The organism is Massilia sp. AB1, from assembly GCF_018119385.1.
Classification (GTDB): domain Bacteria; phylum Pseudomonadota; class Gammaproteobacteria; order Burkholderiales; family Burkholderiaceae_D; genus Telluria.
In genome coordinates, this window is sequence record NZ_JAGKSG010000001.1 from 23,059 (window position 1) to 37,200 (window position 14,142).

Here is a 14,142-nt window from a genome sequence, read left to right on the forward strand (position 1 = left end):
GGCAAGCTGTGCGGGCCGCTTCGCAGGCGATCGAGCCGGGGTCGCCGAGCTCAATATTCCCGCGAAAAAATCGCTATCCTACAGGAAATTGATAGCGCTGAACAACGCAGAATAAGGAAATGTGCGGAGGAATATGACATGCTGGCAAGCCCGGTTCGCGAGCTGACGTATACTCGCGCTTTTTTACCAATCCTTGCCGCCCATGCGCACCACCATGATCGTGCCGGCGCTCGTCGCCGGACTCCTCGCCAGCGGTTGCGCGAACGTCAATCCCTATTATGACGACGCCAAGCCTCATCACCGGCGCGACGGTTTCGTGAACAACTATCCGTCCAACCCGGCGTACCGGCGCCCGCAGGCCGGCTTCGTGGAGGGCTGGGCGGCGCGCATCAGGAACTGGACCTCGGACGGTTCGGAGCGCCTGCCGCTGGCGCCCATCCCGACGGTCGCCCCTGACCTGGACTTCATCCACGCCAATGCCGCGGAGCCGGCGCTGACCTGGATCGGGCACGCCAGCTTCCTGTTCCAGACCGGGAACGGACTCAACATCCTGACCGATCCGGTGTTCGAGGAACGCGCCTCGCCGCTGTCCTTCGCGGGGCCGAAGCGGCACCAGCCACCGGGCCTGGCGCTCAGCCAACTGCCGCGCATCGACGCGATCCTGATCAGCCACTCGCACTACGACCACCTGTCGCAGGCCTCGCTGCGCGCCCTCTACCGGCAGAAGGGCGGAGCGCCGCTGCTGGTGGCGCCGCTGGGCGTGGACGTCTGGCTGGAACAGAACGTGACCGACGGCGACCGCTCGCGCATCGTGCGCCTGGACTGGTGGGACAAGACCAGCCTGCGCGGGCACGAGATCCAGCTGCTGCCGGTGATGCACTGGTCGGCGCGCACGCCCTGGGACCGCAACGCCACGCTCTGGGGCGCCTACGCCGTCACGCGGCCGGGCTTTTCCTTCTTCTTTTCGGGCGACCTGGGCTATTCGCGCGATATCCAGGACATCGCCGCCCGTTTCGAGGGTTTCGACCTGGCGGCGATCGGGATCGGCGCCTACCAGCCGGTGTGGTACCGCAACTCCCACGTCAGCCCCGGCGAGGCGGTGCGCATTCACCGCGAGCTGCGGGTGCGGCGCAGCGTCGGCATGCACTGGGGGACCTTCCCGATGGGCCAGGAGCGACTCGACCAGGCGCCGCGCGACCTCGCCGACGCGCGCCGCGAGCAGGGCGTGGCCGACGACGCCTTTTTCGTCATGAAGATCGGCGAGACCTACAGGCCGCAGCGCTAGCGTGGGGCGCGCAGGGTGATCTTGAGCATCTCGCCCGGTTTCCAGAGGCGCATGCGCGGGCCCCAGCTGCCGGCGCCGCGGCTGATGATCAGCTGCAGGTCCTGGATGCGGTGGGCGCCCACCACCTGCGGAAAGCGGCGCTGCACCGCATAGTTGAAGGGCCAGATCTGGCCGCCGTGGGTATGCCCGGACAGCATCAGGCCGATGCCGTGCGCTGCCGCGCGCTCGATCACGGGCGCGGCCGGGATGTGGGCCATCAGGATGGCCGCGCCCTCGGCCCGCGCCGGATAGAGCCGGTCCAGCCCCGACAGGATGTCGCCGCCGCGGCGCATGCGGCTGCCGATGTCGTCGAGGCCGGCCAGGTGCAGGCCGGGCAGCAGCTCGACCCGCTGGTCGCGCAGCCAGTGCACGCCGCCCGCCTCGAACTCGGCGATGGTGCCGGCGGCGTCGCCATAGTATTCGTGGTTGCCCGTGACCGCCCACACGCCGCGCGGGGCGCGGATGGCGCGCAGCACGCCGGCCAGGCGCGGGTCGGCGGCCGGTTCGTCCTCGACCTGGTCGCCCAGCAGCAGCACGGCGGCCGGGTTCTGGGCGTTGATGCGTTCGACCACCTGTTCCATCCACGCGGCGCGGCGCTGGGCGCCCAGGTGGATGTCGCTGAGCGCCACCAGCACGGTGCCGTCCAGCTGTTGCGGCAGGCCCGGCAAGACCACCTCGTGCTCGACCACCACCGGCGTGCGCACCGCCTGGTAGATGGCGAAGCCGCTCACCAGGGCGCCAAGGACGGCGGCGCCGGCGGTGAGCTTGCGGTTATGGGGCCGCCACCAGGTGCCGAAGCCGGTGGCGATGTCGGCGATGAGCAGGCACACCGACATGACGAACACGATGCCGAGCCAGGTCATGGCGAACTGGCCGGGCCACCAGCGCCAGTCCATGGCCTCGTCGCCCAGATGGACGCCGCCCAGGTAGACGAGCCAGACCAGCAGCCCGGCCAGGGCCCAGGCGCCCGGCTTGAAGCGGGAGCGAATGGCGTCGATGCGGTACAGGCGCGCGAGCACGTACAGGTGCATCAGCGAGCCGGCGACGTTCAGGACGATATTAAACATCCGGTTAGGCCGGTTCCGCGTGTTCGACCAGCAGCTGGACCTTGGTCACGCCGTTGTATTCGTTGGCGTCCAGGCGGAAAGCCACGCGCGCGCGCTCCGGCAGGCTCTCGTTGTGGCCGAACCAGATGGCGTCGTAGCGGCGGCCGTTCTTCTCCAGCAGCAGCTTGAGGTGGCGTTCCTTGAGCACGCGCTGGCTGACCACGCGGAATTCGTCGCAGAACACCGGCGGCGCGAAGCCCTGGCCCCAGACCTGGCCGTCGCACAGCTCGATGAACTGGGTCGAGTAGTACTCGTCTTCCAGCGGGCCGTCGGTCTCGATGATGCGTTCCAGCTGGGCTTCCGTGAGCCAGGCGCGCCCTACGGCCTCGAAGGCTTCCGAAAAGTGCGGGAAGGCGTCGGCGCGGATCGACAGGCCGGCCGCCATCGCGTGGCCGCCGAACTTGTCGATCAGGCCGGGCACGCGCTTGGACACCAGGTCGAGCGCGTCGCGCAGGTGGAAACCCGGAATCGAGCGTCCGGAGCCCTTGATCCAGCCCTCGCCGGCCGGGGCGAAGGTGATGGTCGGGCGATAGAATTTTTCCTTCAGGCGCGAGGCGACGATGCCGATCACGCCCTGGTGCCAGCCTTCGTCGAACACGGCGATGGTGCTTGCGCCGGAGGGCTCGAAGCTGTCCAGGTGGAGCAGGGCGGTATCCTGCATCTCGGCTTCGATCTCGCGGCGCTTGAGGTTGATCTCGTTGAGCTGCTGGGCGATGGCCCAGGCCCGCCCTTCGTCGTCGGTGACCAGGCATTCGATCCCCAGCGACATGTCTTCCAGCCGGCCGGCGGCGTTCAGGCGCGGACCCAGCGCGAAGCCCAGGTCGAAGGGCGAGGCGCAGCGCGCTTCGCGCCCGGCCACACGGAACAGGGCGGCCACGCCCGCATGCATGCGGCCCGCGCGCATGCGGCGGATGCCCTGGGCCACCAGGATGCGGTTGTTGGCGTCCAGCCTGACCACGTCGGCCACCGTGCCCAGCGCCACCAGGTCGAGCAGGCTGTCGAGCTTGGGCTGGGTCTGGGCGTCGAACACGCCGCGCCGGCGCAGTTCCGCGCGCAGGGCCAGCAGCACGTAGAACACTACGCCGACACCGGCCAGGTGCTTGCTGGGGAAGCCGCACTCGGGCTGGTTGGGGTTGACGATCACGCGAGCCGGCGGCAGCACCTCGCCCGGCAGGTGGTGGTCGGTGACGACCACGTCGATGCCGCGCTCTTTTGCCTCCAGGACGCCGTCGATGCTGGCGATGCCGTTGTCGACCGTGATGATGATGTCCGGCGCCTTTTCGCGCGCGGTCAGCGCCACGATCTCGGGCGTCAGGCCGTAGCCGTACTCGAAGCGGTTGGGCACGATGTAGTCGACCCGGGCGCCCATCGCGCGCAGGCCGCGCAGCGCGGTGGCGCAGGCGGTGGCGCCGTCGCAGTCGTAGTCGGCGACGATGGTCATCTTCTTGCCCGCGCCGATCGCGTCGGCGAGGAAGACGGCGGCGGCGTCGATGTGTTTCAGGCCGCTCGGGGGCGAGAGCGCGGCCAGCTCGCTGGCCAGCTCGCGCGGGTCTTCCAGCCCGCGCGCCGCGTAGATGCGGGCCAGCACGGGATGGATGCCGCCCTGGCGCAGCAGTTCCGAGGTACGGAAGGGGCAGGGACGGGTGGCGATGCGGGTCTTGATGCTCAAGTCAGTCGTTCCAATGTGGGACGGCGCCAGAAGCTGCGCTGGGCCATGCCGGTAGTCGTCGATTCAAGGAGGCCTTCGCGGCTGCTCAGGACCAGGCGCAGTTCGCGCACCCGGCCCTGCTTCACGGCCGCGAGCAGGGGCGCGAACAGCTGTTCTTCCAGCTGCTGCATGGCCATCACCCAGCTGCCCCAGTCGGCCGCGATGGCCGCCTCGGCCAGGTTGCCGGCCACCAGCATGGTGTCGTCCCGCAGCGCGCCGTCGAGTTCGTGCAGGCCGGCGAGCCGGCGCGCGCCGAGCGCGGCCAGCCAGCCGGGCGCGGCGTAGGTCGTCAGGTGCGCGGCCCGGTCCGCTGCCGCTGGCTGTGCCGCGCCCCACAGCCAGAAGGCGTTCACGGCCGGCAGGCGGCGCGCCTCGCGCGCGGCGTTGACCGGGTGGGTATGCCACAGCATCTGGACCTCGTTCTGCAGGCGGCGGTAGGCGATGGCGCGCTCGCCCTTGGGCATGAAATCGATCAGGTCCATGCCGACCGCCGTGTCCGGCGTGGCGGTATCCAGCGCCGCCCAGTCGTCGGCGCGCAGGAACCAGGTCTGGGCGTCGCCGTAGACCAGCGGATGGCCGGCTTCCTCGCACAGGGGGCGGGCGGCCTCGAACAGGGCGCGGCTCTCGTCCTCGCTCAGGGCCAGGTGGCGCAGGTCGGCCATCATCAGGTGGCTGCGCGCAATCTGGATGTGGGCCGGGTTGACGATGAACCAGGTGCCGTCCGCCGGGTCCAGGCCGAAGCCGCGCATGGCCGCGCCGGCGAAGGCAGGCTTGCCGTCCTGCCCGGCGCCCAGGGCGCGCGCCAGCCACTGCTCGTGCGGCAGGGCGCGCACGTCCTCGCTCACCGGCACGCGCGCGTGCTGCGAGGTGCGCGTGAGCAGGGCGGCCAGCCCGGGGGCGTTCAAGGCGCGCACCAAGTCGGGAGCGAATTCGGGGAGGGGCAGTGCGTAGGGCAGGACGAGCGTGATCTTGGACATCCCTCTATTTTAGGCCAAACGGGGCCCGGACGAGAACTGCGGGGAGGTTTTCCGGCACCTGCTTGTTACTCGTATAATCTGGTACTTTTAACAATTCATGCCAGGTAAGGGGTTTGTCTGGCAAACTGCGGGGTTGACGACCCTGAACCGGATTTCATGAGCACCACCCACAAGTTTCCCTACGAATGGCAGATCGGCCTGCGCTACACCCGCGCCGGCAAGCAAAGCGGGCGCAACCGCTTCATTTCGTTCATCTCGATGGCCTCGGTGACCGGCATTGCGCTCGGCGTCGCCGCCCTGATCGTGGTGCTGTCGGTGATGAACGGCTTCACCAAGGAAGTCACCAACCGCATGCTGTCGGTGGTGTCCCATGTCGAGGTCTACGACGTCCACGGCGCCATGAGCGGCTGGCGTAGCTCCACCCGGGAAGCGCTGCGCAACCCGGCGGTCGCGGCCGCCGCGCCTTTCCTCGACGCCCAGGCCATGCTGCTGAGCGGCGAAGTCATGAAGCCGGTGCTGCTGCGCGGCGTGCTGCCGCAGGACGAGGCCAGGGTGTCGGACGTGAGCCGCCATATGCGCCAGGGCAGCTTCGATGCCCTGCAGCCGGGCAGCTACAAGGTGGTGCTGGGCAGCGCGCTGGCGAAGGCGCTGGATGTGGGCGTGGGCGATCGCGTGACCCTGCTGCTGGCCTCGAACGGTGTGCCGGGGATGCCGGGCGCCGCATCCGATGCGCTGCCGCGCACCCGCGCGCTGGTGGTGGCCGGGATCTTCGAGGCCGGACACTTCGAATTCGATTCCTCGCTCGGCTTCATGCACCTGAACGACGCCGAGGGCGCGCTGGATGCGCCGGCCCCGACCGGCATCCGCCTGCGCCTGAAGGACCTGCACCAGGCCCCGCAGGTGGCCGAGGAACTGCACCGCAGCATGTCGGGCGACCTGGTGCTGCGAGACTGGACCAAGGTCAACTACATCTGGTTCGCGGCGGTCGAGTCGCAAAAGCGCATGATGTTCATCATCCTGACCATGATCGTGGCCGTGGCCGCCTTCAACCTGGTGTCGACCCTGGTCATGACGGTGCGCGACAAGCAGGCCGACATCGCCATCCTGCGCACCCTGGGCGCCTCGCCGGGTTCGATCATGAAAATCTTCATGGTGCAGGGCACCCTGGTGGGCCTGCTGGGCGCGGCGCTGGGCGTGGTGTCCGGCATCCTGCTGGCGCTCAACGTTGGCGCGATCGTTTCAAGCATCGAACAGCTCTTCAACGTACGCTTCCTGTCGCAGGAGGTCTACCTGATCGACTCGATTCCGTCCGAGCTGCGCTGGGGAGACGTGAGCTGGATCGGCGGGGTGGCGGTGCTGCTGTCCTTCCTGGCGACGATCTATCCGAGCTGGTCGGCCTCGCGCGTGAAGCCGGCCGAAGCGCTGCGCTACGAGTGAGGCCTATGGCAAACTGCGCTCTGCAACAAATATTCAGGAAACCATGAGCTTTATCCAGACACTGCCCTACGAATGGCTGGTCGGCCTGCGCTATACGCGCGCCGGCAAGCGCAGCGGGCGCAACAGCTTCATCTCCTTCATTTCGCTGATTTCGGTCACCGGCATCGCGCTCGGCGTCGCGGCCCTGATCATCGTGCTGTCGGTGATGAACGGCTTCCAGAAGGACGTCACCGACCGCATGCTGTCGGTGCTCGCCCACGTCGAGGTCTTCAACGAGGAAGGCGGCATGCCGGACTGGCGCGCCGCCGCGCAGAAGGCGGGGCAGCACCCGGCCGTACGCGGCGCCGCGCCCTTCGTCGAGACCCAGGGCATGCTGCTGCGCGACGGCGCCATGCGGCCTTCAGCCATCCGCGGCGTGCTGCCGGGCGAAGAGGAGAAGGTGTCGGACGTGGCGCGCCAGGTGGTCCAGGGCAGCTTCGCGGCGCTGCAGCCGGGGCAGTTCAACATCGTGCTGGGCGACCTGCTGGCGCGCGCGCTGAACGTGGGCGTGGGCGACAAGATCACCATGCTGATGGCGCATGCCCAGACCACGCCGGCGGGCATGCTGCCGCGCACCCGTTCCTTCACCGTGGTCGGCATCTTCAAGTCCGGCCATCCGGACTTCGACGCCTCGTTCTCCTTCGTGCATATCGAGGATGCGCAGCGCATGGAGCGCCTGCGCGCCCCGGCCGGGCTGCGCCTGCGCATAGCCCAGGTGCGCGACGCGCCCCAGGTGGCCGAGGAACTCAAAACCACCTTGCCGGCCGGCGTGGTGATCCGCGACTGGTCCAAGCTCAACGCCAACTGGTTCGCGGCCGTGCAGACCGAAAAGAAGATGATGTTCATCGTGCTGACCCTGATCATCGCGGTGGCCGCCTTCAACCTGGTGTCGAGCCTGGTGATGACGGTGACCGACAAGCAGGCCGATATCGCTATCCTGCGCACGCTCGGCGCCTCGCCCGCATCGATCCAGAAGATCTTCATGATCCAGGGCGCCGTGATCGGGCTGCTCGGCACCGTGGCCGGCGTGCTGCTGGGCGTGCTGGTGGCCCTGAACATCGACGTCATCGTCCCCTTTATTGAAAACCTGCTGGGAGTGCAGTTCTTGTCGAAAGATATCTACCTGATCAGTACCGTTCCGTCCGAGCTGCGCTGGCCGGACGTGGCCCGCATCGGCGTCGTGTCGGTGCTGCTGGCCTTCGCCGCCACGCTCTATCCGAGCCGCTCGGCGGCGCGCGTGAAACCTGCGGAGGCGCTGCGCTATGAGTAACACGTCCGCACCGGTCCTGGCCTGCCGGGCCTTAAGCAAGACCTTCAAACAGGGCGACTACACCGTGCAGGTGCTCGACCGCATCGACTTCGCCGTGCACCGCGGCGAGCGCGTGGCCATCGTCGGCGCGTCCGGCTCGGGCAAGTCGACCCTGCTGCACCTGCTGGGCGGCCTCGATACCCCGAGCACCGGCAGCGTCACCCTGCATGGCGAGGATTTCGCAACCCTGTCGGAAGCGCGCCGCGGCGAGCTGCGCAACACCTCGCTCGGCTTCGTCTACCAGTTCCACCACCTGCTGCCGGAATTCTCGGCGCTGGACAACGTCATGATGCCGCTGCTGATCCGGCGCGAGCAGCGCGACAGCGCCATGCAGAAGGCCCAGGCCATCCTCGAGCGCGTGGGACTGGGCAAGCGCGTCATCCACCGTCCCGGCGAGCTGTCGGGCGGCGAGCGCCAGCGCGTGGCCCTGGCGCGCGCGCTGGTGACCCAGCCGGCCTGCGTGCTGGCCGACGAACCGACCGGCAACCTGGACCACAGCACGGCCCAGAACATCTTCGACCTGATGCTTGAGTTGTCGCGCACCCTGGGCACCGCCTTCGTGATCGTGACCCACGACATGGAGCTGGCGCGCCGCTGCGACCGCGTGCTGCGCCTGACCGAGCACGGCCTGCAGCCGCTGGAGGCCTGAACATGTGGATCGACACCCACTGCCACCTGGACGCGCATGAATTCGGCGGCGATGCCGTCGGGGTCGCGCGCCAGGCCGGGGAAGCAGGGGTGTCGATGATCGTGCTGGTGGCGGTCGACCGCGGGAACTTCGCCACCGTGGCCGGCCTGGCGGCGCGCATTCCGAACGCCTGCTATGCGCTGGGCATTCATCCGATCTTCGTGCCGCAGGCGCAGGACGAGGACCTGGCCGCGCTGCGCGCGGCGGTCGAAGCAGCCATGGGTGATCCCAAATTCGTGGGCGTGGGCGAGATCGGACTGGATTTCTTCATCCCGATGCTGTGCGAACCGGCGATGCGCGAGAAGCAGGAACGTTATTTTCGCGAGCAGCTGCGCATCGCGCGCGACTTCGGCCTGCCGGCCCTGATGCATGTGCGGCGTTCGCAAGACCAGGTGCTCAAGCACCTGCGCCAGATCACGCCGCCGGGCGGCATCGCGCACGCCTTCAACGGCAGCTTCCAGCAGGCGCAGAACTTCATCGACCTGGGCTTCCACCTGGGCTTCGGCGGCGCCATGACCTTTAGCCGGGCGCTGCAGATCCGCCGGCTGGCCGCCGAGCTGCCCCTGGACGCGATCGTCCTGGAAACCGACGCCCCGGACATTCCTCCGGCCTGGGTGCATCCGGGCCGCAACAGCCCGGAGCAGCTGCCCGCCATCGGCGCTACCCTGGGCGGGTTGCGCGGCCTGTCCGACGACGAGGTGAGGCGCGCGACCCACCGCAACGCCCTGGCGGCCATCCCCCGGCTCCAGGGGCTGACCGGCCTCTGAGGCGGATTCGGAACGGGCTCAAACGGCGCGCGCCGACCACGTCAATACAGGGAAGTTCACAAAATTTCAGCCGGATCGCCATGATCCGAAGCAAGTTGTAAATCCTGCTGCTCTGCCAAGATGTTTACTCCGCTGCGACAGCGGGGCCATTTTCCCCAACAGGAGAGACACTTGGACAGCGCGAGCGAATTCCTGCGCATGCTACAGCACGAGAAGTCGCTGACGACCGCCCACCGGCCCATCCGCCTGCGGCTCGGGCATGCCGACCACCTCGCCGATGAAGTCCTGCTGCCGCAGCGAGTCAGTGGCTGCGAATCGGTGTGCGGGGGCCTGGAATACGTGGTCACCTGCGTCGCCTCGACGCCGCGCCTCCCGCTCAAGGAACTGATCGCGCTTCCCGCCGAAGTCCAGCTGGTGACCGACCGCGGCCAGCTGCGCGGCGTGTGCGGCATCGTGGCCGAGGCGAGGGCCGGCGACTACGACGGCGGCCTGGCCGTCTACCAGCTGGTGATCCGCGATGCGCTGGCGATCATGGAAAAGCGCATCAACAGCCGGGTGTTCCGCTACCAGAGCGAGCTCGATATCGTCCAGGTCCTGTTCGAGGAATGGAGCCGCTCCAACGGCGTGATGGCCAGCGCCTTCGACTACGAACTCGACCCGTTGTTCGACATGCGGCAGTTCCCGGCGCGCGAGCAGACCATGCAGCACAACGAATCCGACGCCGCCTTCGTGCGCCGCCTGCTCAAGCGGCGCGGGGTGGCCTGGTATTTCCGTCCCGGCCTGGCCCGCTCCGGGCGCGGGCGTTCCGGCCGCGAGCAGGAAGATGGGATCGACCCCGAGCGCGCGGCGGTGCCGGCGCATACGCTGGTGCTGTTTGCCGACGCCAACTCGCTGCCCCGCAGCGGCGCCGGCAGCGTGCGCTATCACCGCGACGACGCTACCGAAGAACGCGACACCATCGTTTCCTGGTGCGCGGCGCGCCGCCTGCAGCCGGGCAGCACCACGCGCCACAGCTGGGACTACCGCAACCCGCTCGGCACCCAGTTCATGACCTCCTCCGCGCGCAGCATGGCCGACCAGGGCCGCAGCGGCAACGAGCTCGCGGCCAGCCTGGACGACTACGTGGTCGAGATGCCGCACGCCGGCAACGACGTCGAAGACCACTGGCGGCTGGGCCAGGTGCGCATGAACCGGCACGAATTCGAGACCAAGTGCTTCCATGGCGAGGGCACGGTACGCGACCTGCGCGCGGGCGAATACTTCAGCCTGAGCGGCCACCCGGAAATCGACGCCCATCCGCCGGCCGAGCGCGATTTCGTCGTGACCTCGCTGCGCATCGAAGCCGAGAGCAATCTGCCGGGGGACGTGGCCACGCGCGTGCGCCGCCTGATGGGGCCTTATCGCGACACTGGGGCGCAGATGCTGCTCGACGGGCGGGGCGACCCCTTGGCGAGCTCGCGGGCGCGCGTCAGTTTCGACGCCGTCCGGCGCGGCATTCCGCTGGTCCCCGCCTTCGACCCGCGCTTCGACCTGCCGCATCCGCAGCTCCAAAGCGCCATCGTCACCGGTCCGCCGGGCGAGGAAGTGCATTGCGATGGGTTGGGGAGGGTGAAAATCCGCTTTCCCGGCATGCGTGCGCAAGACCATCGGCAAGCGCATGGCGCCGGAGCGTCCGACACGCCGGCCGACTCGGCCTGGGTGCGGGTGGCCTCAAACTGGGCCGGGAGCGGTCCGGGCAGCAAGCAGCAATCCGGGACGCTCGCCCTGCCGCGGGTGGGCAGCGAGGTGCTGGTCGCCTTCCTCGGCGGCGACCCTGACCGGCCCGTGATCCTGTCCCAGCTCTACAACCAGCGTTCCCAGCCGCCGGCCCTGAGCCGCCTGGGCGAATTGCCCGGCAACCGCTATCTGTCCGGGATGCGCAGCCAGGAAGTGCGCGGCACGCGCGGCGGCCAGCTGATGTTCGACGACACGCCCGGCCAGATCGGCGTCCAGCTGGCGAGCGAGCATGCGGCCTCCGAGCTGAATCTGGGCTGGCTGGGCGAACCGCGCGCCAACGGCCAGGCGGCCCCGCGCGGCGAGGGCGCGGAGCTGCGCAGCGACAAGTCGGTGGCGGTACGCGGCGGGGAGGGCGTCCTGATCAGCGCCGGCGGCAAGGCCGAGGATGGAGGCGGCCAGCTCGAGCGCAGCGGCCTGGTGGGTATCGGCGAAGTGATGCAGGGCGTACTGGAAGAACTAGGCAAGCTGGCGGCCGACCACGGCGAATACGAGCAGGCCAGGCCGCGCCTGGCGGAGCTGGTCGACAAGCTGCGGCGCTGGGATGAAGGCTCGAACCTGGCCCCGGCGACGACCGGCAAGGGCGGCCAGCCGATAGCGGCGATGACGGCGCCGGCCGGCGTGATGCTGGCAAGTGAAGACAATATCGCACTGGGCGCCCGGAACAAGATCGACCTGGTCTCGGCCGGCGACACCGAGGTGGCGGCCGGGCGCGGCCTGTTCCTGCGCGCCGCCAGGGCATTAAACCTGTTCGCCTACGAACTCGGGCTCAGGCTGATCGCGGGGCGCGGCAACATCGTGGTGCAGACCGACAAGGGCGATATCGAGATCAAGTCATCCGGCCGCATCAGCCTGATCGCGGCGAAGGGCATCGACCTGGAGGCGCCGTCGGTGAAGGTGGTCTCGCAAGGTACCCAGACGGACTGGGACGGCGGCACCATCACCCACCAGAGCAGTGGCAAACACGTGATCAAATCGGGAGCGGTCGACTACCTGACCGGCGGCGCCGGTTCGCCGGTCGGGCTGAAGCTGCCGGCGACCTCACTCGAGACCGACGAGCGGGTGATCGTGATCGACCGCCAGACCGGCATGCCCGCCAAGGGGCGGCGCTACGTCGTCCGCCACGAGAACGGCACCACCATCGAAGGGGTGACGGACGACGAAGGACGCACCAGCATCCTCCAGACCTATGCCATGGGCGATGTCGAAATCCGCCTTCTACCGGACGACAACCCGGAGAACGACCCCAGTCCCCCCGATGCGGGTCAGGCATGAGCGAGCCGACCCGCCCACTCCACCAGCCGAGAGTCGAATCCGACGGTAGCCTGGTGGCGCACAGTGTTGCCACGCCCACCTCCTTCAAGGTAAGGGCGCGGGTGACCGTGGGCTCGCGCAAGGTGATACCGGTGATCTTTGTGCCGGGGATCATGGGGTCGAATTTGCGGTTTCGCAGAAACCTGGAACCGCAGACAGGGTCAACGGTGAAGCCTGGCGAGGCGGCATGGCGTCCTCCCAATGGATTGATCGACGGGTATCGCGCAATGACGCTCTGGTCCGAGCGCGATCCCGCTCAGCGACAGCGCATACTCAATGCAGGTCTTCTGGAAGTTGATCCGGAGGGTGACCTTGACTATCACGGATCCTTGCTTGACGAACACGTGATGCGCGAACGCGGCTGGGGTGAAGTACATGCAGCGTCTTATGGGACTGTGTTGGTCGAGCTCCAGCGGCGCCTCGATAAGACATATGAACGCTCCACCACGACCGGTAAACGCGAAGTGAGATCGTATTGGAAGCGCGTCATGCAAGTTTCTCCTGATCGTTGGGGTGTCCGCAGCATCGACAAGATTACAGAGGCCGAGCTGGAAAAATACGCGGCTTACCAGTATCCGGTTTATGCCTTTGGGTATAACTGGCTCGAATCATGCGAGGTCTCCGGCCAGCGGCTCCGGAAGCGGATCGAGCAGATCAAGAAATTTTGGAGCGAGCGTAAGCATGACTGTCGAAAGGTAATTCTTGTAACCCATTCGATGGGGGGACTGGTAGCACGCGCCTGCGCGCGAATGCATGAGTCGACCGACGGCGAAGACCCGGACATCGCTGGCGTGATTCACGGGGTGATGCCTGCGCTGGGAGCGCCCGTTGCGTATCGACGGATCGCCTGCGGCACTGAAGGCGGAAGCTTCACCAATCAATTGATGGACAACATCAATGCTGCAGCATTTGCTGAGATTGCTGGTGAAACAGCCGCAGAGACAACGCCGGTGATGGCTCTTGCCCCCGGCATACTCCAACTTCTCCCGAACCATCTGTACCCCAGGCCCTGGTTACACATTAAAACAATACGGGCAGTTAACCAGAAGGATGAAGTACATGATCTGCTTGCCCTCCCGGATGAAAATCCCTACGACTTCTACCGGGACATGACATCGTGGTTTCGCATGATTGACCCAGGACTGGTCGATCCGGCGAAGCTGTACACCAAGAGCCCCGGCGGGATCGTACGTCTGGTTCGGGAGCGGATCGACCAGGCGGAGAGATTTCACACAAGATTCCTTGCCGTAGAGCGTGACGCGGCAAAGCCGGGAACGCCGTATTACCATCCAAATACCTACGCTTTCTATGGCGCTGACGCCGGGCTCAAAACGTATGCTCGCATTCGATGGGTGGCGCGCCTTCCGGCCAGCACCCGCGGGGTGATTACACCTGCGAACGTCCGGAAGGCTAAGTTGCTGGCGGCCAGCCGGGAGGGAATGCGAGAAGTCGCTATCGAAACCGATCTTCGCCTGCGGTTCGCGGTGTGGCCGCAGGACAGTCACGGGGATGAAACTGTCCCGGTGGAGTCCGGTGCGGGACCGAAACCACATGTGCGCCAGGTGTTCTCGGCAGCGGGATTTCGCCATCAGGAGAGCTACTCGCATAGTGACATGCTGCTGTTGACACGGCACCTGATCGTCAAGATTGTTCAGGGCATGCAATGAAGTGGCTTGGCAGCCGAAGGATTCGATGGATTG

Annotated in this window: 10 protein-coding genes; 7 read left to right on the top strand and 3 right to left on the bottom strand. The window is 67.4% G+C overall.

The window, feature by feature from the left end:
* Positions 1–202: 202 nt before the first annotated feature.
* Entirely contained in the window at positions 203–1,285 is a 1,083-nt protein-coding gene (locus tag J8847_RS00110) for an MBL fold metallo-hydrolase (RefSeq protein WP_211522657.1), read from the top strand.
* Here the strand turns inward: J8847_RS00110 and J8847_RS00115 are convergent.
* From J8847_RS00115 to J8847_RS00125, 3 genes are read right to left on the bottom strand one after another with little or no spacing between them, the layout of a single operon-like run.
* The gene (locus tag J8847_RS00115; protein ID WP_211522658.1) at positions 1,282–2,391 is read right to left on the bottom strand and encodes a metallophosphoesterase; all 1,110 of its coding nucleotides are present in this window, start codon (positions 2,389–2,391) and stop codon (positions 1,282–1,284) included. The genes J8847_RS00110 and J8847_RS00115 overlap by 4 nt on opposite strands.
* A 4-nt stretch (positions 2,392–2,395) precedes the next feature.
* Positions 2,396–4,099 carry a single-stranded-DNA-specific exonuclease RecJ gene (gene recJ, locus J8847_RS00120; RefSeq protein ID WP_211522659.1) on the bottom strand — a complete coding sequence of 568 codons (1,704 nt, stop codon included), beginning with the start codon at positions 4,097–4,099 and terminating at the stop codon, positions 2,396–2,398.
* Positions 4,096–5,115, bottom strand: coding sequence for a hypothetical protein (locus tag J8847_RS00125; protein ID WP_211522660.1), 1,020 nt, complete (start codon positions 5,113–5,115; stop codon positions 4,096–4,098). The genes recJ and J8847_RS00125 overlap by 4 nt, the downstream gene beginning before the upstream one ends.
* Before the next feature lie 156 nt (positions 5,116–5,271).
* On the opposite strand from J8847_RS00125, the gene J8847_RS00130 reads away from it, so the two are divergent.
* From J8847_RS00130 to J8847_RS00155, 6 genes are all read left to right on the top strand, one after another.
* Positions 5,272–6,552, top strand: a complete 1,281-nt coding sequence (locus J8847_RS00130; RefSeq protein WP_211522661.1) for a lipoprotein-releasing ABC transporter permease subunit — start codon at positions 5,272–5,274, stop codon at positions 6,550–6,552.
* A 43-nt stretch (positions 6,553–6,595) separates the two neighbouring features.
* Positions 6,596–7,861: a lipoprotein-releasing ABC transporter permease subunit gene (locus J8847_RS00135; RefSeq protein ID WP_211522662.1), complete on the top strand. Its 1,266-nt coding sequence runs from the start codon at positions 6,596–6,598 to the stop codon at positions 7,859–7,861.
* On the top strand, positions 7,854–8,549 hold the full coding sequence (gene lolD, locus J8847_RS00140; protein WP_211522663.1) for a lipoprotein-releasing ABC transporter ATP-binding protein LolD: 696 nt from the start codon (positions 7,854–7,856) through the stop codon (positions 8,547–8,549). The genes J8847_RS00135 and lolD overlap by 8 nt, the downstream gene beginning before the upstream one ends.
* 2 nt (positions 8,550–8,551) lie before the next feature.
* A complete protein-coding gene (locus J8847_RS00145) occupies positions 8,552–9,355 on the top strand; it encodes a TatD family hydrolase (RefSeq protein ID WP_211522664.1) in 804 nt (267 codons plus the stop codon).
* 171 nt (positions 9,356–9,526) lie between these two features.
* A complete protein-coding gene (locus J8847_RS00150) occupies positions 9,527–12,403 on the top strand; it encodes a type VI secretion system Vgr family protein (protein WP_211522665.1) in 2,877 nt (958 codons plus the stop codon).
* The gene (locus J8847_RS00155; RefSeq protein ID WP_211522666.1) at positions 12,400–14,109 is read left to right on the top strand and encodes a triacylglycerol lipase; all 1,710 of its coding nucleotides are present in this window, start codon (positions 12,400–12,402) and stop codon (positions 14,107–14,109) included. Before J8847_RS00150 ends, J8847_RS00155 begins: the two co-directional genes overlap by 4 nt.
* The last annotated feature ends 33 nt before the right edge of the window (positions 14,110–14,142 follow it).